Origin of the sequence: Brevundimonas sp., assembly GCF_036399195.1 — a bacterium.
In the GTDB taxonomy this organism is placed as follows: domain Bacteria; phylum Pseudomonadota; class Alphaproteobacteria; order Caulobacterales; family Caulobacteraceae; genus Brevundimonas.
Window position 1 is genome coordinate 1 of sequence record NZ_DASWNO010000228.1, and the last position, 15,960, is coordinate 15,960.

Here is a 15,960-nt window from a genome sequence, read left to right on the forward strand (position 1 = left end):
CCGGGCGTTTCGCCGCGCCAGTCGGTGACCCTGCCGCCCGCCGCCTCAATGACCGGTATCAGCGCGGACCAGTCCCAGACCTTCAGCGCGCTCTCGGCCACCAGATCGATCCGGCCCGCGGCGACCATGGCGTAGGCGTAGGCGTCGCAGCCGAGCCGGGCGAGGCGGGCGGCGGCCCGCACCTGGGTCCAGGCCCCCAGCTCCGCCCCGGTGAACAGGTCAGGATCGGTGGTCGCGATCACCGCGTCGGTCAGTTTCGGACAAGGCCGGACCGCCAAGGGCGTCTCGCCTCCCCCTTTCAGCAGGCGTGCGCCCGAGGGTCCGCCGAGAAAGATCTCGTCCAGATAAGGCTGTCCGATGACCCCGACGGTCGGCCGCCCCTCGGCGCGGAGGGCGATCAGATTGGTCCACAGCGGAAGCCCGGCGATGAAGGCGCGGGTGCCGTCGATGGGGTCGAGAATCCAGACGTGCTCGGCCTCCGGCCGGTCCTCGCCGTACTCCTCGCCTATGACGCCGTGATCCGGATAGCGGACGGCGATCAGCCGCCGGAGCGCCGCCTCGGCTTCCTGATCGGCCTGGGTGACCGGGTCGAACGCCCCGGGTTCGCCCTTGTCGCTTTCGGCGTAGTCACCCCGGAAGTAGGGCAGGGACACGCGCGCCGCCTCGCGGGCCAGTTCGACGGCGAACAGTTCGTACTCGGTCATGGGGCGTGTGATCGGTGGCTGGTGATTGGTGGCTGGTGATTAGTGGTTAGTGGTTCGCCGGTCTGGCCGCCAGCGCGAAGGAGCCGCTTGAGGCCGTCCACGATCAGCCGCCAATCACCCGCCACTAGCCACTAGCCACCATCACTCCCTACGCCGCCGGGCCGTCCCCGTGCAGGGATTTGGCCAGGTCCAGCAGGCGGCGGCGGGGCTGTTCGTCCAGCTGGTAAAAGGCCTGGATCAGGTCCAGCGTCTCCTTGCGCGAGAAGACCTCGCCGCCCGGACCGGCCGATCCGCTGCGGTCCATGACCTCCTCCAGGCCGTCGTAGAAATAGCTGACGGGCGACTCCAGCGCCTCCGCCAGCTGCCATAGGCGGGCCGCGGAGATGCGGTTGGCGCCGCACTCGTATTTCTGGATCTGCTGGAAGCGGATGCCGACCTGGGTCGCCAGCTGCTGCTGGGTCAGACCCAGAAGGCGGCGACGACGGCGCAGGCGGCGGCCGAGGTGCAGGTCGATGTCGGTGGCCATGATGTTTCCCCTGTCGAGCGCTGTCCCGAAGCGGGACGGTTCCCCCTTCGAGCGGCAAGGGCCGTGCCGCGCTCGCCTTACGGGCGACTGCCAAAAACCGATGTTCTACCGCTCCGCCGCAACCGTTGCCGCAGCGGTGCATTAGAGCGACAGAGCGATTGCGCTTTGACCTGTCAGGAGAAGACACATGGGACTGGGAATTATTGGTTGGATCGTCATCGGCATCGTCGCCGGCTGGCTTGCCGAGAAGGTCATGGGCCGCAGCCACGGCCTGATCACGAACCTGATCGTCGGCGTCATCGGCGCGCTTCTGGGCGGCTTCATCGCCTCGAACCTGCTCGGCATCGATGTCGGCGGCTTCAATATCGTGACGCTGCTGGTGGCCTTCCTGGGCGCCTGCCTGCTGCTGTTCCTGGTCGGCCTGGTCAAGCGCCGGACCTGATCTGAACGATCCGGCGAAAGAGAAGGGCGGCTCCTGTCGGAGCCGCCCTTTTTTCGTTTGCCTGTTGTAGGATCAGGAGCCGGGTTTTCCGGCCGCTTCGCCGGCCGGAGGCGCGGCGCTTCCGTTATTGCCGCCGGCGTTCGGATTGGCCTGGGCCGGAGGCGTGGCCGGGGTCGCGCGCGTGGCCGGGGCCGCCGGGGTCACGCCGGGCTCGGCGGGCGTCGCCGGAGTGGCGGGCGTAGCCGGAGCGGCGCCGGGCCGCGTCGATTCCACCGGCTCTTCAGCGTCCGTGTCGGCGTCTGCGTCGGTGTCGTCGCCGTTGTCCATGTCAGGCGTCGTGTCGCCAGGGACCGCCGGGGTCGCCGGAGTGGCGGAGCTCACGCCCGGCTCGGCCGGGGTGGCGGGTGTCGCCGGTTGGGTCACCGTCTCGGCGGTCCCGAACTGGGCGACGGTGAAGTCGACGACGACCACGTCGCCTTCCTGCCGGATGCCGTCGATCGGCACCGCGCGCACCGTGCCGTCGGCGCCTTGAACGGTTAGTTGCTGGCGGCCGCCGTTCAGGCGGGCGCCGACGAGGGTCCCGAGATCGCCGTCGCCGCCACGCACCGTCGAGCCGGGCTGAAGGGTCAGCGCGGGGGCTTGGGCGGGCGCTTCGGTCGTCGTCGTCGCGGGCGGGGTCTGCGGGGCCGTGCTGTCCTGGGCGATCGCCGGAGCGGTCATGAGGAACAGGCCGGCAGCCCCAGTGAGGAGCGCGGTCTTACGCATGATATCTGCCTTGTCCAAGCGAGCGGGAGGGCTCGCACCGAAAGGCCTAACTCACGCTCTTTCGTTTCGTTTCGGGCGCCCCAGAATGACCTTTAGGGCGCCCCGATTGGCCGATTCCCGCTCAGGGACGGCCACACCACGGCCAAGCTACTCCTCGCGGACGCGCTTCTTGCGGAACGAGGGGTTGAGCACCGCCTTGCGCAGGCGGATCGACTTGGGCGTCACTTCCACCAGCTCGTCTTCCTCGATGTAGGCGATCGCCTGCTCGAGGGAGGGACGGCGCGGCGGCGTCAGGCGAACGGCCTCATCCTTGCCGGCAGCGCGGATGTTGTTCAGCTGCTTGGCCTTCATCGGGTTGACGTCGAGGTCGTCCCAACGGGCGTTCTCGCCGATGATCATGCCCTGATAGGTCTTCTCGCCGCCGCCGACGAACATGACGCCGCGGTCTTCGAGGTTCCACAGGGCGAAGGCGGCGGTTTCGCCGTCGCCGTTCGAGACCAGCACGCCCTTTAGGCGGCCCTCGATGGCGCCCTTGTGCGGCTCATAGTGGCTGAACACGCGGTTCAGCACGCCGGAGCCGCGGGTGTCGGTCAGGAACTCGCCCTGATAGCCGATCAGCGAACGCGACGGCGACTTCAGCGTCAGGCGCGTCTTGCCGGCGCCCGACGGGCCCATGTCCTTCAGCTCGGCCTTGCGGGCCGACAGCTTCTCGATGACCACGCCGGTGTATTCGTCGTCGACGTCGATGACGACATCCTCGATCGGCTCGAGCCGCTCGCCGTTCTCGCCGGTCTGATAGACCACGCGCGGACGGCTGATCGACAGCTCGAAACCTTCGCGGCGCATGTTCTCGATCAGGACGCCCAGCTGCAGTTCGCCGCGGCCGGCGACCTCGAACGCGTCCTTGCCGCCGGTCTCGGTGACGCGGATGGCGACGTTGGCCTCGGCCTCCTTCAGCAGGCGGTCGCGGATCACGCGCGACTGGACCTTGTCGCCTTCGCGGCCCGCCAGCGGGCTGTCGTTGACCGAGACGGTCATGGAGATGGTCGGCGGATCGATCGGCTGGGCGGGCAGGGCCTCGGTCACTTCGAGGGCGCACAGGGTGTCGGCCACGGTGGCCTTCGACATGCCGGCGATGGCGACGATGTCGCCGGCCTCGGCGCTGTCCACCGGCTGACGCTTCAGGCCGCGGAAGGCCAGCACCTTGGTGATGCGGCCCTGTTCGATGATCTTGCCGTCGCGCGACAGGGCCTTGATCGACATGCCCGGGACGGCCTTGCCGCTCTCGATCCGGCCGGTCAGCAGACGGCCGAGGAAGGGATCGCTCTCGATCAGCACGTTCAGGATCTGGAACGGCCCGTCGGCGGCCTGGACCTGTTTGGGCGCCGGCACGTGGTCGACGATCAGGTCGAACAGCGGGGCCAGGTTGTCGGACGGCTGGTTCAGGTCCAGCGTCGCCCAGCCGGCCCGACCCGAGGCGTAGATGTGCGGGAAGTCCAGCTGCTCGTCGGTCGCGCCGATGGCGGCGAACAGGTCGAAGGCGGCGTTGTGGACCTTGTCGGGATCGGCGTGGGCGCGGTCGACCTTGTTGATGCACAGGATCGGGCGCAGACCCATCTTCAGCGCCTTGGTCAGCACGAACTTGGTCTGGGGCATGACGCCTTCCTCGGCGTCCACCAGCAGGACGCAGCCGTCCACCATGCCGAGGATGCGCTCCACCTCGCCGCCGAAGTCGGCGTGGCCGGGCGTGTCGATGATGTTGATGCGCGTTTCGCCCGCCTTGCCGTTCCAGAGCACGCTCGTGCACTTGGCCAGGATGGTGATGCCGCGTTCCTTCTCCTGGTCGTTGGAGTCCATCGCCCGCTCGGACTGGGCTTCATTGGCTCGGAAGACCCCCGACTGGGCGAGCAGCTGGTCCACCAGGGTGGTCTTGCCGTGGTCGACGTGGGCGATGATGGCGACGTTGCGCAGGTTCATTTGACTATCAGACGTGCAAGGCGGCCGGCCCGGTCAAAACGTTGGGGCGGCCGCTGGGTTCAGGCGACGATGCGGGGAGCGCGCGCCTCTTACAGGGGCGAACGCGGAAACGCCAGTGCGCGTGAGACACGCACTGGCGAAGCGGCGGGGTCTATCCCTCAGGAAAAGGGCGGCGCCAAGGCGGTCAGACGCGGGCCGAGCGGCTGCGGATCCACTGGTAGAGGGCGAAGGTTATGACGGCGAAGACAACCACCCCGGCCAGCATGGCGGGCCAGGTCGAGCCCTCGGGCAGAAGGGCGAACGGCGCCTCGTTCTCGGTGGCTCCGATGACGCCGGCGTTGAACACGCCGAACAGGCTCTCGCCGACGATCAGCCCCGAGGCCAGCAGCACGCCCATGCGGCGACCGACGTCGGCGAAGGAGGTCTTGCGCAGGCTCTTCTCGTACAGCCAGCCGCATACCGCCCCGATGACCAGCATCGTGGTGACCGCCGCGGGCAGGTAGAAGCCGATGCCGACGGCGAGCGGTGGCAGCTTCATTCGGCCGTTGGTGGCCCGGTTGAGCGAGAAGTCGAGCAGGATGATCAGGGCCCCGATCACCGCGCCGAGGCCGATCAGGTCCCAGCGCAGGTCGCCGCCGATGACGCCGCGCGCCAGCGCCGAGATCAGCGTCGCCTGCGGCGCGGCCAGCGGCTCGTTGGCGATGCCGGGAGGGCCGCCCTCGAAGCCGAAGGCGCGGTTCAGGGCGTTCAGCACGAAGGGGATGACGATGGCGCCGGCGACGACGCCGACGATCAGGGCCGCCTGCTGGCGCCAGGGCGTCGCCTCGACCAGCTGGGCGGTCTTGAGGTCCTGCAGGTTGTCGTTGGCGATCACCGCGACGGCGAAGACCACGGCGGTGACGATCAGGGCGTAGGCGATGATCGACGGATCGGCGGGAACGCCCGCGACCGCCATGACCCCCAGCATCAGCAGCGAGGCGATCACGATGGCGAGGATGCCCACGCCCGACACCGGGCTGTTAGACGAGCCGATCAGGCCGGCCATGTAGCCGCAGATCGCCGCGACCGCGAAGCCGATCAGCACGACGTAGATCAGACCTCCGGCCACCAGCATCGGGGTGGCGCCGGCCAGCGCCGGCGACATCTGGGCGAAGTAGGCCAGCAGGACCGCGATCCCGGCCAGCGCCGCGACCGAGATGCCGGCGATCAGGTTGATCGGGATGTCCTGCTCGGTGAGGGTCATCACCTCGCCGGCGTTGCGGCGGCGGTTGGCCGCCAGCGCCGAGGTCAGGCCGCCGATCAGGGGGCCGGCCAGCTTGATCAGGGTCCAGATGGCCGCCACGCCGATGACCCCCGCGCCCATGAAGCGGACCTCGTTGCGCCAGACCGTCGTGGCCAGCTCCTCGGCCGGCGCGCCCGCGGCGACCGTGGCCGCGATCGAGTCGATGCCGAAGCCGTTCAGCCAGGTGACGTACTCGGGCGAGGTCATGATCGGCACGGCGATGAACCACGCCACCAGCAGGCCGAACAGCTGCGCCAGCCCCACGGTCAGGCCGATCAGGTGGCCGGCGCCGAGCAGGGCGAACTGCATGCCGAAGCCGAGGCCGGTGGCCCCGCCGCCGAGAGCGACGGGCAGCTTGAAGAAGCGCGCCGCCTCGCCCGCGAACACGCGGGCCGAGGCGAGGTAGGCGTAGCCGCCGGAGACAAGCGAGCCGAGGACCACGATCCACAGGCCCGACTTGTTCTCGCGCACCGCGCTCTCGGTCTGGGCCGCGCCGCGCGAGCCGACCTTCAGCACCTCGGCCGCCGCGACGCCTTCGGGATAGGGCAGGCCGCCGTTGACCACGAGGGCCCGGCGCAGCGGGATGGAGAAGGTCACGCCCAGCACCCCGCCCAGCACGCAGATCGCCACCGACTCCCAGATCGGGAACTCCAGCCACCAGCCGATCATGACGAGGCCGGGCAAGACGAAGATGATCGAACTCATGGCCCCGCCGACCGAGGCCACGGTCTGGACGGTCATGTTCTCCCAGATGGTCGAGGTCTTGAACGCCCTCAGGATGGCCATGGAGATGACCGCCGCCGGAATGGCCGAGGCGAAGGTCAGCCCGACCCTCAGCCCTAGATAGGTGTTGGCGGCGGTGAAGATTACGGCCAGCACGCAGCCCAGCGCCAGCGCGCGCAGGGTCAGCTCGATGCGTTTGCCGGCCGGCGCCTTCTGGGCGGTCGTATCGGTCATGGACGGTCTCTCCCTCTTCGGCGGAGCTAAGCGGGAAATCAGGCGGGTGGCTAGGGCGCTTGCGAACCGGCAAGTCCATTGACATGCCTCGGCGATCGATCAAGCGTGGCCGTTCCTCGGGAGGGATGTCATGAAGCGAACCGCCACGATCGCCGCGCTCGCGCTCTTGTGCGCCGGCTGCGCGGCCAGCGCCGGCTCTTCGGGTGAAACGGCGACCGCCGCCGCCCCGCCCGCGGCGGCAGGGGCAAGCGCCGCGGATGTCATCGCCGGACGTCAGGCGGCGTTCAACCTGTCGGGCGTGGCCATGGGCGCCATGAAGTCGGCGATCGACGCGAACGCCGCCCCCAACACCCAGGCGTTCAACAGCCGCGCCCTGGCGCGCTGGGCCCACACCCTCCCACGCATGTTCCCCGAGGGAACCGGCGCGGAGGCGGGCGTCCCGACCAAGGCCAAGCCTGAAATCTGGTCCGATCGCGCCGGTTTCCAAGCGAAGGCGGCGGAGTATGCCGCGGCGGCCGAGCGCCTCAACGAGCTGGCCCGCGCGGGCGACGCGCCCGGATTCGCCGCTCAGTGGGCCGTGGTGCGCCAGACCTGCCAGTCCTGTCACACCCCCTATCGAGCGGACTAGGTTTCGGCTTCTCGCCGCTGACGGCGTGGGTTATCCAGCGCGATGCCCGAACTCCCCGAAGTCGAAACCGTCCGCCGGGGACTGGAGCCGGTGCTGGTCGGCGCGCGGCTGGCGCGGGTGCGGCAGAACCGGCCGGATCTGCGCTTCCCGTTTCCCGACCGGTTCCCCGAGCGGCTCGATGGCGCGACGGTGGAGCGGATCGACCGCAGGGCCAAATACCTGCTGGCGCGGCTGTCCACCGGCGAGACCTGGGTCACCCATCTGGGCATGACCGGACGCTTCACCCTCGACGGCGAGCAGCTGGGCGAGTTCGAAGAGGCGGCGCCGATCGCCGGCAAGCACGAGCACGTCAGCCTGTGCGCCGTCAGCAACGGCGTCACGACCCGGGTGGGCTTCGCCGACGCGCGCCGCTTCGGCTTCATGGGGCTGATCGCCACCGATCAGGTCGACGCGCATCCCTGGTTCGCGGGGCTGGGGCCTGAGCCGCTGGGCAACGGCTTCTCCGGGGCGCATCTGGCCGAGGCCTTCGCGGGCAAGAAGCAGAACGTCAAGGTCAGCCTGCTGGACCAGCGCATCGTCGCCGGCCTGGGCAACATCTATGTCTGCGAGGCCCTGTACCGCGCCCGCATCTCGCCGCTGACGGCCGCCGGCAAGGTGTCGAAGCGACGGCTTGAGACGCTCGCGGCCGTGGTCCGGGACGTTCTGAACGAGGCCATCCTCGCCGGCGGCTCGACACTGAAGGACTTCGCCAACGCCGACGGCGGTCAGGGCTATTTCCAGCACCGCTTCGACGTCTACGGACGCGAGGGAAAGCCGTGCCTGGGGCAGGGCTGCCCAGGCGCCGTCAGGCGCACGGTGCAGGGCGGGCGGTCGACCTTCTGGTGCCCGTCCTGCCAGAGGCGCTGAGCCGTGCCGTCAGCGCCGTTTGCGCGCCTTGTCCGCCGCGTCGAGCATGCGCAGGGCGCTGATCTCGGTCGCATCGGCGGTGAGGTGGAGCCGGGGGCTGGGCGGGTTCTCGATGACGACCGAACCCTTGTCGTCCCGCGGCTCCAGCGCGTCGTCGCTGAGGTCCTTGTTATGTTCACTGTCTGGCATAGGCGGCAAAACGCAGGTTCTGGGGCGCCGTTCCAGCCTCCCCTGACCGGGATCGTATGATCAGGCCTGGGCTTCCAGCGCGCCCCAGAAGGACGGGAGGGTCTCGACGAGCTCCTCGCCGACGAACAGCCGCGCGCCCAGACTGTCGGAGCGTTGCGACATCAGGATGCGCACGAGATCACGCGCGTCCGCCAGGGTGTCTGCATGGATGATGTCCATGAAAGGGACATCACTCCGCTCACGGTCGATGTAGCAGATGTATTCCACGGCTCGCCCCGATGCTGAGATCCCAGCGACGAACCCACCTTAGCGCCGAACCGTGACCGTAGCGAGTCCGCGACGTTACTGCGGCGCTGCTTGTCATAATGTACGATCGCTGACGCCGCCTCCGGAGAAGTCCATGACCGACCATCGCATCATCCTGTTCCGCGGCATGAACACGGGAGGCGTTCGCGCCCCGGTGGCCGAGCAGCGCGCCATGTCGGTGCGGATGGGGCTAAATCACCCACGCACGCTCGCCGCAAGCGGCAACCTCGTGGTCGAGAGCGCAAAGGCTCCGGCCGCGCTCGAGCAGGACATCGAGGCCGCGATGGAGACGACCTTCGGCCTGAAGGTCGCCGCCATGGTCCGCACGCCGGAGCAATGGGCGCGCCTGATCGCCGGCAACCCCTTCCCGACGGAAGCCGCGGACCATCCCGCGAAGGTGCTCGCGATGGTCATGAAGGACGGAGTGAAGCCCGGCGCGCTGGACGCCTGCCGCGCGCTGGCCGGAGAGGGCGAGGCGGTGAAAGCCGTCGACGGCGTGTTGTATTTCTGGTTCCCGAACGGGCAGGGCCAGTCCGCCATCTTCAAGAAGGCCACGCCGCGCGTGCTCGGCATGGGGACCGGCCGCAACTGGAACACGGTCCTGAAGCTGGCGGACATGGTGGGCGTCAGGCGATAAGAAGCGGGCCATGACCCACCGCCGAACCCATCTCTGGATCAGCCTGATCGTCGGCCTCGCCGTCTGGGGCGGATACTTCGCCCACTTCCTGCAGCAGATGCGGCGCGGAGAGACGGGCGGCCTCGCCCTGTGGTTCCTCGGCGCCCTGGCCGCGATCGTCGTCGCCGAAACGGTGGCGACGGGTCTGATCGCCTGGCTGGTCCGCCGGAAGACTCGCGCCCTGGACGACGGCCCGACGCTCCAGGCCGCGCTCAAGGCGAGCCATGTCGCCCTCATGCTGCTGATCGGGCTCGTCCTGACGGCGGCCGGCGGGCTCGCCTTCGCGTCCCTGTTCGGCTGGAGCTTCGACCTGTCCGATGCGCGAGGGCAGGTGATCGCCGCCAACGCCCTGCTGGCCATGGTCGTCGCCGCCGAACTGCTCCGGGCCGGCCTGACGCTGGCGTTGATGCCGAGACGGTGAAGGGGTTGGCGAGTGATTGGCGGCTAGGTGTCCTGGGGGGCCTGTTGCTCCTCTCCGGGACAGCGGATTGTCAGCGCGCTCCGTTGCGTCCCGAACCACTAGCCACTAGCCACTAGCCACCAGCCACCAGCCACCCCGAGAGCTCCCATGGCCGACAGCTATTCCACCCTTCTGATCGAACGCCACGCCGACGGTTATGCGGTGGTGACGCTGAACCGGCCGGAGGCGCTGAATGCGCTCAACTCGGCCCTGTTCGCCGATCTGGCGGCCTTCCTCGACGCGGTCGAGCATGATGACAGCGTCCGCTGCCTGATCCTGACCGGCTCGGGCGACAAGGCCTTCGCCGCCGGCGCGGACATCAAGGAGATGTCGGACCAGTCATACGCCGACATGTACAAGGCGAACTTCTTCTCGCTGGGTCACGACCGCATCACCCGCTTTCGCAAGCCGATCATCGCCGCGGTGAACGGCTTCGCCCTCGGCGGCGGCTGCGAGCTGGCCATGCTGTGCGACTTCATCGTCGCCTCGGAGAAGGCGAAGTTCGGCCAGCCCGAGATCAACCTCGGCGTTGCGCCCGGGATCGGCGGCTCGCAACGCCTGACCCGGCTGGTCGGCAAATCAAAAGCAATGGACATGGTCCTGACCGCCCGGATGATGGACGCGGCCGAGGCCGAGCGCGCCGGGCTGGCGTCGCGCGTCGTGCCGCACGAGACCCTGCTGGACGAGGTCCGCAAGATCGCCGCGAAGATCGCCTCGCAGAGCCCGCTCGCGGTCATGGCCAACAAGGAGATGGTCAACGCCGCGCTTGAAACGACGCTGACGCAGGGCGTCCAGTTCGAGCGCCGCCTGTTCCACTCGCTGTTCGCCTTCGAGGACCAGAAGGAGGGCATGGCCGCCTTCGTCGAGAAGCGGAAACCGAACTTCACCGGGCGGTGAGCGTTACAGGGGCGGAGGACGCCTCATGCTCAAGCTTATCGGTTTCATTCTGGTGCTGGCCATCGGCTTCGGCGCCGGCTGGGTCGGCCGCAGCTATCGCGCCACCGACGCCTGCAAACAGGCGGGCGGCGTCTACGACACCAACCGCGCGGTCTGCACCGGCGTCGGCGCGGCCGGGCTCACGGCCGCGCCTCCACCACTCGTCTAGGTGATTTGGTCCGGGTGGGTCTGGGTGCCCGCCGGCATGGCGTCGACCTCCTGATAGGGATCGTCGGTCTCTGCGATCGACAGGATCGACTCGCCCTCGGACATCTGGGTGACGGCTGCGTCGCCGGCCTGGACGTCGGTCTTGGACGGCACTTTCAGGACGCGGGTGGGGCCGCCCTCGACGCCGACGGTCACGCGATAGATACGCATCATCCTAGCTGCCGCGACCAAAGCCGGCCGGGCTGCCCGCGCCCGCGGCGCCGCTGGCGCCGGTCGCCGGCGTCGCGGGGTTCTCGGCCGGCTTGCCCGCGCCGCTCTTGGGACCTGCGTCCTGATCGGGGCGCGGCGCGTCGGCGTGGCTCTTGCTGGCCTGGTCGTCGCTCGAGGAAGCCTGATTGGGGTCGGTCATCGCCGTCTCCTGTTCGTCAGTGGGGTTTCAGAACAACCTTCGTCCATTCGTTCTGGTTGCTGTGAAAGTTGCGATAGGCCTCGGGCGCCTGCTCCAGCGGCAGCCGGTGGCTGATCAGGTCGGTGGTGTCGATCTTGCCGTCCATGATCATCTGAAGCAGTTGCGGCAGGTATTTCTGCACATGCGTCTGGCCGGTGCGGATGGTCAGGCCCTTCTGCATGAAGGCGCCGATGGGCAGCTTGTCGCCGACGCCGCCATAGACCCCCGGCACCGAGACGCGACCGCCCTTGCGGCAGGCCATGATGCATTCGCGCAGCACATGCTGGCGGTCGGTGCCCAGCTTGGTCTCCTGCTTGACCGCGTCAATGATGTTGTCGGGCGCGAAGCCGTGCGCCTCCATGCCCACTGCGTCGATGCAGGCGTCGGGACCGATGCCGGCCGTCATCTCGGTCAGGGCCTCGCGCACCTTCACCTCGTGGTAGTTCAGCACCTCGGCGCCGTTCTGCTTCGCCAGCTCCAGCCGGCGCGGGTGGTGGTCGATGGCGATGATCCGCCCGGCGCCCATCAGCTTGGCGCTCTTGATCGCGAACAGGCCAACCGGGCCGCAGCCCCAGACCGCCACCGTGTCGCCCGGCTCGATCTCGGCGTTCTCGGCGGCCATCCAGCCCGTCGGGAAGATGTCCGACAGGAACAGCACCCGCTCGTCCTCGATCCCGTCGGGAACCACGATCGGGCCGATGTCGGAATAGGGCACCCGGGCGTACTCGGCCTGACCGCCCGCGTATCCGCCCGTCAGGTGCGAATAGCCGAAGATGCCGGCCATCGGGTAGCCGTAGGCGATCTCCGAGGCGTCGGACTTGTCGGCGGGGTTGGAGTTGTCGCAGGCGGAGTACTGCTGCTTGCCGCAGAAGAAGCAGCTGCCGCAGGAGATGGTGAAAGGCACCACCACCTTCTGGCCGACCTTCAGGCTCGTGTTGCCCCGGCCGATCTCGACCACCTCGCCCATGAACTCGTGGCCGAGGATGTCGCCGTTGGACATTCCGGGGATGACGCTGTCGTAGAGGTGCAGGTCGGAGCCGCAGATGGCCGTGGCGGTGATCTTGATGATCGCGTCGCGCGGATTGACGATCTGCGGATCGGGAACGGTGTCGATCTGGACGTTGTGTTTGCCGTGCCAGGTAAGGGCGCGCATGGGCTGTCTTTCGTTCGGGATCAGAGATGGCGGTCGGCGCGAGGCGCGGCGTCGGGGGCCTTGGACGTCGGGATCTCGCCCGTCTCCATCAGCTGCTTGAACCGTCTCAACTCGCGCCGGGCCTGAATGCGCGGCTCGCGCTGCAGCACCTTGGCGACGACCTTGCCGAGGGCTCCGGCGGGCGGATCGTAGCTGACGAACACCCGCACCTCGGTGCCGCGGCCGAAGGGGTTGTCGCGGAACTCGACCCAGCCCTCGTGATCGACATCCGAGCCTTCGGTCGAGCGCCAGGCGATGTATTCTCCGGGCCGGTCCTCGGTGATCTCGGACACCAGATCCATGTCCATGCCCGCCGGCCCCGCGATGGTCCACTGCGAGCGGGTCCCCTCCAGCAGCTCGACCTCCTTCACATTCTCGGCGAACTGCGGAAAATTCCGGAAGTCGCGCCAGAAGTCGTACAGCGCCTGACGGGGGCGGTTGATCATGACGGCGCGGATGCTGTTGGCCGAGAACTCGCCCTCGACCGCGTCCTTGTCGGTGAAGGCGGGAGAGGCGACGTCGGCGTCCGTGGACAGCGGCGGGTTGGACATGGGAGAGCTCCTCGGTCTCGCTGGAAATCGTGCGGCAGGCGCTTCGTTCCCGGCCAAGCTTTAGGCTGCGACGGCTTTTTGGTTCGCGCCCCCGCGGCGTGCGGCTGCGCCCTTGAACCGCCCGGACCTTTCCGCTATAGCCGCGCGCTCTTGAGATTTCCGCGCCGTGGACGTGTGCTCCGCGGCGTTTTCCGTTCGAAGGTTTGACTGATGGCCAACAATCCCGGCGCCAAGAAAGCGATCCGCAAGATCGCCGCCCGCACCGAAGTGAACAAGGCGCGCCGCACGCGCGTCCGCACCTTCCTGCGCAAGTTTCAGGAAGCCGTGACGGGCGGCGACGCCGGCGCCGCCAAGACCGCGTTCGTCGAGGCTCAGTCCGAGCTGATGCGCGCCGTCTCCAAGGGCGTGGTTCACAAGAACACGGGCTCGCGCAAGGTCGGCCGCCTGGCCGCCCAGCTGAAGAAAATGTCCGCTGCCTGACACAGCGGTCTGCTGACGGCCTTTCACGGGCCTGTCACAGAAAACACGAGAGATTCCAACGGCGAGGGCGCAACCGCTCCCTCGCCGTTTCCGCGTGTGCAGCTAACCTCTGAGGACCTGATCGGCGCCCGCCCCTGTGGCGAAACGCGGTTTTTCGTTGACGGCGTTTGGCTTTAGCGGAGTCAACAATTTTAAGTGCGATTCGACTCGCGAATCAGCGTTGACGCACCCCCCGCCCGGCGTAAGTTTGAGGCGCTGACGCACTTCCATCCCCCTACGGATGAAGACGGTCTGGAGCGAGTTTCCGGGGCGGCGTGAGACGCCTGATGCAAGAGTACGACCCCACCCGCATGGCCTCCAGCCGCGCGGGACAGGAGAAGTCGTCCCGGTGTCAGGCGCTCTGAAGTGCGGCGGGTGATGGATCTGAAGGGTGGCTGATGCTTACGGGGAGCGCGGGGATGGCGGGGATGACGGATCCGGATCGTATCTGGACCGAGGCGGCCGGACGGCTGCGGAGCGAGATCGGCGAGGGGCCGTTCAGCTCCTACATCGCCCCCTCGGCGGTGCGCGCCGACGGCGCCGGCCAGCTGATCCTCGTCACCCCCACCGCCTACGCCCGTGACTGGGTTCGCAAGAACGCCCTGCGCCGCATGAACGAGCTGTGGCTCGGCCTCGACGGGCTGTCGCGCCGGCTCGACGTCCGCTGCCGGGCCGAGATGGGCTCGACCCCCTCAGCCTCGCAGGTCGCGGCCGGCCGCGCCGAGGGCGCAGCCATCATCACCCTGCCGCAAGCCTCTCCCGCCCCCATGCCGATGGCCACCGTGCCGCCGGTCGCGGACGGGGCCCGCGCGGTCCGCGCCGCCGGCCTGCAGGAACGGCTCACGTTCGACAGTTTCGTCGAGGGACAGGGCAACGCCTTCGCCCTGGCCATCGCCCGTCAGGCCGCGGCCTGGGCCGACGGCCACTTCAACCCGATCTTCTTCTGCGGCCCCTACGGCTACGGCAAGACCCACCTGCTGAACGCCATCGCCTGGGAGGCGCAGCGCCTGCGGCCCGACGCCCGGGTGGTCTATCTGACCGCCGAGCGCTTCCTGTCGACCTTCGTGCGCGCCACCCAGGACCGCACGATGGCGGCCTTCAAGGACAGCCTGCGCGGCGCCGACATGCTGCTGATCGACGACGTCCAGTTCGTCGGGGGCAAGTCCTCGACCCAGGAAGAGCTGCTCTCGACCCTCACGGCCCTGATCGAGGACGGCAAGAAGATCGTCATCTCGGCCGACCGCCCCCCGATGGCGCTGACCGAGGTCGAGCCGCGGCTGCGCAGCCATCTGGCCTCGGGCCTGACCTGCCCGGTCGAGCCCGCCGACCGGGCCCTGAAGCTGGCGGTGGCCCGCAACCGCATCGAAACGCTGGCCCGGCTGGGCGTGGTGTCCGGCGAGGTTCAGGCCGAGGTGCTCGAACACCTTGTCGACCGCACGCCCGGCTCGATGCGCGAGCTCGAGGGCGCGGTGAACACCCTCGCCGCCGTCGCGGGGGCCCGGCTGTCGTCGCTCAGCGTCGACGAGACCCAGACCCTGCTCGGCTCGGCCCTGCGCGGCGGGCCCGAGCGCCGCATCACTGTCGACGAGATCCAGAAGACCGTCGCCGACCACTTCAGCCTTAAGCAGGCGGACCTCCTGTCCGAGCGACGCACCCGCGCCGTCGCCCGCCCGCGCCAGATCGCCATGTGGCTGTGCAAGCAGCACACGACCCGCTCCTACCCCGACATCGGCCGTCGCTTCGGCGGGCGCGACCACACCACGGTCTTGCACGGCGTGCGCAAGATCGAGGAGCTGATGGGGCTGGACGACCAGATCGCGCGGGACGTCGAGACGCTGACGCGCAAGCTCAGGGGTTAGGGATGAGGGATTAGGGATTAGGAAGCGAAGGCCTGATGGCCGGCCGAAGAGCTTATCCACACATCGATGTGGTTGCGTCCCTCATCCCTATTCCCTCATCCCTCGTCCCTTCCTTGCTCCCGCCCCCCAATCCGCTAGTGTCCAAGGCCCTCTAGTCGCGGTGACGCTTTGAGTCGCCGCACCCCGGGCGAGACGACATGCAGCTGACCATCGAACGATCCGCGCTCCTCAAGGCCCTGGGCCATGTTCAGAGCGTCGTCGAACGCCGAAACACCATCCCCATCCTGTCCAACGTCCTGCTGTCGGCCGGGCGCGACAAGCTGTCGTTCGCCGCGACCGACCTCGACATGGAGATGGTCGACGAGGCCGAGGCTCAGGTGAACGTCGAGGGCCAGATCACCGCCCCGGCCCACACCCTGTACGAGATCGTGCGCAAACTGCCCGAGGGCGCCGAGGTGTCGCTGAGCTA

20 protein-coding genes and 1 pseudogene are annotated in these 15,960 nt (G+C 68.6%); 10 read left to right on the top strand and 11 right to left on the bottom strand.

Going from position 1 to position 15,960, the window contains the following annotated elements; genetic code table 11:
- Positions 1-704, bottom strand: a 704-nt coding sequence (hisN, locus tag VGB60_RS10000; protein WP_331038116.1) for a histidinol-phosphatase, incomplete at its 3' end; no start/stop codon positions are given.
- A gap of 148 nt (positions 705-852) precedes the next feature.
- Entirely contained in the window at positions 853-1,230 is a 378-nt protein-coding gene (locus VGB60_RS10005) for a helix-turn-helix domain-containing protein (protein ID WP_331038117.1), read from the bottom strand.
- A 187-nt stretch (positions 1,231-1,417) separates the two neighbouring features.
- Here VGB60_RS10005 and VGB60_RS10010 point away from each other — a divergent pair, with 187 nt between their 5' ends.
- Positions 1,418-1,672, top strand: a complete 255-nt coding sequence (locus VGB60_RS10010; protein WP_331038118.1) for a GlsB/YeaQ/YmgE family stress response membrane protein — start codon at positions 1,418-1,420, stop codon at positions 1,670-1,672.
- 72 nt (positions 1,673-1,744) lie between these two features.
- Here the strand turns inward: VGB60_RS10010 and VGB60_RS10015 are convergent, their stop codons facing one another.
- The 3 genes from VGB60_RS10015 to VGB60_RS10025 form a co-directional block, all read right to left on the bottom strand.
- On the bottom strand, positions 1,745-2,437 hold the full coding sequence (locus VGB60_RS10015; RefSeq protein ID WP_331038119.1) for a hypothetical protein: 693 nt from the start codon (positions 2,435-2,437) through the stop codon (positions 1,745-1,747).
- 147 nt (positions 2,438-2,584) lie between these two features.
- Positions 2,585-4,414, bottom strand: a complete 1,830-nt coding sequence (typA, locus tag VGB60_RS10020) for a translational GTPase TypA (protein ID WP_331038120.1) — start codon at positions 4,412-4,414, stop codon at positions 2,585-2,587.
- A 184-nt stretch (positions 4,415-4,598) separates the two neighbouring features.
- Entirely contained in the window at positions 4,599-6,653 is a 2,055-nt protein-coding gene (locus tag VGB60_RS10025; RefSeq protein WP_331038121.1) for an OPT family oligopeptide transporter, read from the bottom strand.
- A 130-nt stretch (positions 6,654-6,783) separates the two neighbouring features.
- Between VGB60_RS10025 and VGB60_RS10030 the strand changes: the two genes are divergently transcribed.
- Positions 6,784-7,281, top strand: a complete 498-nt coding sequence (locus VGB60_RS10030; RefSeq protein WP_331038122.1) for a cytochrome c — start codon at positions 6,784-6,786, stop codon at positions 7,279-7,281.
- 42 nt (positions 7,282-7,323) lie between these two features.
- Positions 7,324-8,187, top strand: coding sequence for a bifunctional DNA-formamidopyrimidine glycosylase/DNA-(apurinic or apyrimidinic site) lyase (mutM, locus tag VGB60_RS10035; RefSeq protein WP_331038123.1), 864 nt, complete (start codon positions 7,324-7,326; stop codon positions 8,185-8,187).
- Positions 8,188-8,196: 9 nt separating this feature from the next.
- On the opposite strand, the gene VGB60_RS10040 is transcribed toward mutM, so the two are convergent.
- The gene (locus VGB60_RS10040) at positions 8,197-8,385 is read right to left on the bottom strand and encodes a hypothetical protein (protein WP_331038124.1); all 189 of its coding nucleotides are present in this window, start codon (positions 8,383-8,385) and stop codon (positions 8,197-8,199) included.
- Between the two features lie 51 nt (positions 8,386-8,436).
- Positions 8,437-8,643, bottom strand: coding sequence for a hypothetical protein (locus VGB60_RS10045; protein WP_331038125.1), 207 nt, complete (start codon positions 8,641-8,643; stop codon positions 8,437-8,439).
- Between the two features lie 133 nt (positions 8,644-8,776).
- Between VGB60_RS10045 and VGB60_RS10050 the strand changes: the two genes are divergently transcribed.
- The 4 genes from VGB60_RS10050 to VGB60_RS10065 all read left to right on the top strand — a co-directional run bounded on the left by VGB60_RS10050 (position 8,777) and on the right by VGB60_RS10065 (position 10,923).
- On the top strand, positions 8,777-9,319 hold the full coding sequence (locus tag VGB60_RS10050; protein ID WP_331038126.1) for a DUF1697 domain-containing protein: 543 nt from the start codon (positions 8,777-8,779) through the stop codon (positions 9,317-9,319).
- A gap of 10 nt (positions 9,320-9,329) precedes the next feature.
- Positions 9,330-9,779: a hypothetical protein gene (locus tag VGB60_RS10055; RefSeq protein WP_331038127.1), complete on the top strand. Its 450-nt coding sequence runs from the start codon at positions 9,330-9,332 to the stop codon at positions 9,777-9,779.
- Between the two features lie 147 nt (positions 9,780-9,926).
- On the top strand, positions 9,927-10,715 hold the full coding sequence (locus tag VGB60_RS10060) for an enoyl-CoA hydratase-related protein (RefSeq protein ID WP_331038128.1): 789 nt from the start codon (positions 9,927-9,929) through the stop codon (positions 10,713-10,715).
- Between the two features lie 25 nt (positions 10,716-10,740).
- Positions 10,741-10,923 (top strand): hypothetical protein, encoded by a 183-nt coding sequence (locus tag VGB60_RS10065; protein WP_331038129.1) that lies wholly within the window; start codon positions 10,741-10,743, stop codon positions 10,921-10,923.
- On the opposite strand, the gene VGB60_RS10070 is transcribed toward VGB60_RS10065, so the two are convergent.
- The 4 genes from VGB60_RS10070 to VGB60_RS10085 are packed head-to-tail and all read right to left on the bottom strand — an operon-like array spanning position 10,920 to position 13,113.
- A complete protein-coding gene (locus VGB60_RS10070) occupies positions 10,920-11,132 on the bottom strand; it encodes a hypothetical protein (protein ID WP_331038130.1) in 213 nt (70 codons plus the stop codon). The two genes, VGB60_RS10065 and VGB60_RS10070, sit on opposite strands and share 4 nt — an antisense overlap.
- 4 nt (positions 11,133-11,136) lie before the next feature.
- On the bottom strand, positions 11,137-11,331 hold the full coding sequence (locus tag VGB60_RS10075; protein ID WP_331038131.1) for a hypothetical protein: 195 nt from the start codon (positions 11,329-11,331) through the stop codon (positions 11,137-11,139).
- Positions 11,332-11,347: 16 nt separating this feature from the next.
- A complete protein-coding gene (locus VGB60_RS10080; RefSeq protein WP_331038132.1) occupies positions 11,348-12,523 on the bottom strand; it encodes a zinc-dependent alcohol dehydrogenase in 1,176 nt (391 codons plus the stop codon).
- A 20-nt stretch (positions 12,524-12,543) separates the two neighbouring features.
- A complete protein-coding gene (locus tag VGB60_RS10085) occupies positions 12,544-13,113 on the bottom strand; it encodes an SRPBCC family protein (protein WP_331038133.1) in 570 nt (189 codons plus the stop codon).
- Positions 13,114-13,323: 210 nt separating this feature from the next.
- Between VGB60_RS10085 and rpsT the strand changes: the two genes are divergently transcribed.
- From rpsT to VGB60_RS10100, 3 genes and pseudogenes are all read left to right on the top strand, one after another.
- Positions 13,324-13,593 carry a 30S ribosomal protein S20 gene (gene rpsT / locus VGB60_RS10090; RefSeq protein ID WP_292098611.1) on the top strand — a complete coding sequence of 90 codons (270 nt, stop codon included), beginning with the start codon at positions 13,324-13,326 and terminating at the stop codon, positions 13,591-13,593.
- Between the two features lie 437 nt (positions 13,594-14,030).
- Positions 14,031-15,491, top strand: coding sequence for a chromosomal replication initiator protein DnaA (dnaA, locus tag VGB60_RS10095; protein ID WP_414644509.1), 1,461 nt, complete (start codon positions 14,031-14,033; stop codon positions 15,489-15,491).
- Positions 15,492-15,688: 197 nt separating this feature from the next.
- Positions 15,689-15,960, top strand: a pseudogene (locus VGB60_RS10100) (DNA polymerase III subunit beta); the annotation flags it as partial.

What these genes read in the sequence shown, in the direction of transcription:
- VGB60_RS10005 (WP_331038117.1), bottom strand. Translation starts at nt 1,230, where the DNA reads ATGGCCACCGACATCGACCTGCACCTCGGCCGCCGCCTGCGCCGTCGT.
- VGB60_RS10010 (WP_331038118.1), top strand. Translation starts at nt 1,418, where the DNA reads ATGGGACTGGGAATTATTGGTTGGATCGTCATCGGCATCGTCGCCGGC.
- VGB60_RS10015 (WP_331038119.1), bottom strand. Translation starts at nt 2,437, where the DNA reads ATGCGTAAGACCGCGCTCCTCACTGGGGCTGCCGGCCTGTTCCTCATG.
- typA (WP_331038120.1), bottom strand. Translation starts at nt 4,414, where the DNA reads ATGAACCTGCGCAACGTCGCCATCATCGCCCACGTCGACCACGGCAAG.
- VGB60_RS10025 (WP_331038121.1), bottom strand. Translation starts at nt 6,653, where the DNA reads ATGACCGATACGACCGCCCAGAAGGCGCCGGCCGGCAAACGCATCGAG.
- VGB60_RS10030 (WP_331038122.1), top strand. Translation starts at nt 6,784, where the DNA reads ATGAAGCGAACCGCCACGATCGCCGCGCTCGCGCTCTTGTGCGCCGGC.
- mutM (WP_331038123.1), top strand. Translation starts at nt 7,324, where the DNA reads ATGCCCGAACTCCCCGAAGTCGAAACCGTCCGCCGGGGACTGGAGCCG.
- VGB60_RS10050 (WP_331038126.1), top strand. Translation starts at nt 8,777, where the DNA reads ATGACCGACCATCGCATCATCCTGTTCCGCGGCATGAACACGGGAGGC.
- VGB60_RS10055 (WP_331038127.1), top strand. Translation starts at nt 9,330, where the DNA reads ATGACCCACCGCCGAACCCATCTCTGGATCAGCCTGATCGTCGGCCTC.
- VGB60_RS10060 (WP_331038128.1), top strand. Translation starts at nt 9,927, where the DNA reads ATGGCCGACAGCTATTCCACCCTTCTGATCGAACGCCACGCCGACGGT.
- VGB60_RS10065 (WP_331038129.1), top strand. Translation starts at nt 10,741, where the DNA reads ATGCTCAAGCTTATCGGTTTCATTCTGGTGCTGGCCATCGGCTTCGGC.
- VGB60_RS10070 (WP_331038130.1), bottom strand. Translation starts at nt 11,132, where the DNA reads ATGCGTATCTATCGCGTGACCGTCGGCGTCGAGGGCGGCCCCACCCGC.
- VGB60_RS10075 (WP_331038131.1), bottom strand. Translation starts at nt 11,331, where the DNA reads ATGACCGACCCCAATCAGGCTTCCTCGAGCGACGACCAGGCCAGCAAG.
- VGB60_RS10080 (WP_331038132.1), bottom strand. Translation starts at nt 12,523, where the DNA reads ATGCGCGCCCTTACCTGGCACGGCAAACACAACGTCCAGATCGACACC.
- VGB60_RS10085 (WP_331038133.1), bottom strand. Translation starts at nt 13,113, where the DNA reads ATGTCCAACCCGCCGCTGTCCACGGACGCCGACGTCGCCTCTCCCGCC.
- rpsT (WP_292098611.1), top strand. Translation starts at nt 13,324, where the DNA reads ATGGCCAACAATCCCGGCGCCAAGAAAGCGATCCGCAAGATCGCCGCC.
- dnaA (WP_414644509.1), top strand. Translation starts at nt 14,031, where the DNA reads ATGCTTACGGGGAGCGCGGGGATGGCGGGGATGACGGATCCGGATCGT.